The 1,685-nt window shown below is 71.0% G+C and carries 1 protein-coding gene and 1 pseudogene; both read right to left on the reverse strand.

What is annotated here, in order from left to right:
- Positions 1-63: 63 nt before the first annotated feature.
- A complete protein-coding gene (gene murD / locus ACRDPS_RS05950) occupies positions 64-1,524 on the reverse strand; it encodes a UDP-N-acetylmuramoyl-L-alanine--D-glutamate ligase (protein ID WP_431500707.1) in 1,461 nt (486 codons plus the stop codon).
- Positions 1,524-1,685, reverse strand: a pseudogene (locus ACRDPS_RS05955) (phospho-N-acetylmuramoyl-pentapeptide-transferase); the annotation flags it as partial. The pseudogene ACRDPS_RS05955 and the gene murD, both read right to left, overlap by 1 nt.

The following is a 1,685-nucleotide window of genomic DNA, read 5'->3' on the forward strand; positions in this document are numbered from 1 at the left end:
GTGACGTCTAGGCCTGCAAAAGTGACTACTCGGCCTGCAGAACTGACTTCTCGGCAGGGGGTGTCAGAGGCGGCGTACGGCCTCGGCGAAGGCGTCGCCGCGGGCCTTGTAGTCGCGGAACTGGTCCTGGCTGGCGCAGCCGGGAGCGAGGAGTACGGTGTCGGCGGCCTGGGCGAGCCCGGCGGCGGCCTCGACCGCGGCGGAGATGGCGGCGGGTCCGTCGGCGAGGTCGATCTCGACGACCTGCACCTGGGGCGCGTGGGCCGCCATGGCGGAGGCGATGACGTCGCGGTCCTGACCGACCAGGACGACGGCCCGCAACCGGTCGTGGATCGAGGCGACGAGGTCCTCGAAGCGGGCGCCCTTGGCCAGGCCGCCGGCGATCCAGACGACCGGGTCGTAGGCCTGCAGCGAGGCCTGGGCGGCGTGCGGGTTGGTGGCCTTGGAGTCGTCTACCCAGGTGACCCCGTCGGCCTCCGCGACGACCTCGATGCGGTGGCCGTCGGGGCGAAACGACTTCAGGCCGTCTCGGACCGCGGCCTGGGAGACCCCGTGGGCGCGGGCGAGCGCCGCGGCCGCGAGCGCGTTCTGGACGTAGTGAGGCGCGGAGGATGCCAGGTCGGAGATCTGGCACAGCTCCGCGGCCGAGGTCTGGCGCTCCTCGATGAAGGCCCGGTCGACCAGGATGTCCTCGACGATGCCGACCTGGCCGACGGCCGGGGTGCCGAGCGTGAAGCCGATGGCGCGGGCGCCCTCGACGACGTCGGCCTCCTCGACCAGGCGCAACGTGGCCTCGTCGGCGACGTTGTAGACACAGGCCCGCTGGACGCCCTCGTAGACGCGGCCCTTGTCGGCGGCGTACTCCTCCATCGAGGGATACCAGTCGAGGTGGTCCTCGGCGACGTTGAGCACGACGGACGCCTCGGCCGACATGGACTCGGTGTAGTGGAGCTGGAAGGAGGAGAGCTCGACGGCGAGGACGTCGTAGGCCTCGGGATCCATCACGGCCTCGACGATCGGCAGGCCGACGTTGCCGACGGCGACCGACCGGAGCCCAGCCGTACGCAGGATGTTGTCGAGCATCTGGACGGTCGTGGTCTTGCCGTTGGTGCCGGTGACCGCCAGCCAGGGCGCTGCGTTGTCGGGGTCGCGCAGCCGCCAGGCGAGCTCGACCTCTCCCCAGATCGGGACGCCGCGCTCACGCGCCTGCGCCAGCAGCGGCGCGGTGGGCCGCCAGCCCGGGGAGGTGACCAGGACGTCGACGTCGTCAGGCAGCACGTGGGTGGCGCCCTCGCCGAGGCGTACGTCCGCTCCCAGGATGCCGAGGAGCTTGGCCTTCTCCTGGCGCTCCTCATCGCCCGGGGACTCGTCGAGCGCGATCACCGAGGCGCCCAGGTGGGTGAGGTTGTCGGCGGCGGCGAAGCCGGAGACGCCGAAGCCGGCCACGACCGCCTTGACTCCCTCCCAGGAGTCGTTGCGGCCGAGGGTGTCGACCTTCGCGCCCTTGTCGTCGGAGTCAGTCATCAGATGCCCGCTACCCATTCTGCGTAGAAGATGCCGAGGCCCGCCGCGACGCAGAGCCCGGTGATGATCCAGAACCGGATCACGACGGTGACCTGCTCCCAGCCGAGCATCTCGAAGTGGTGGTGGATCGGCGCCATCCGGAAGAGCCGTTTGCCGGTGCC

The organism is Nocardioides sp., from assembly GCF_050699375.1.
Classification (GTDB): Bacteria; Actinomycetota; Actinomycetes; order Propionibacteriales; family Nocardioidaceae; genus Nocardioides.

What these genes read in the sequence shown, in the direction of transcription:
- murD (WP_431500707.1), bottom strand. Translation starts at nt 1,524, where the DNA reads ATGACTGACTCCGACGACAAGGGCGCGAAGGTCGACACCCTCGGCCGC.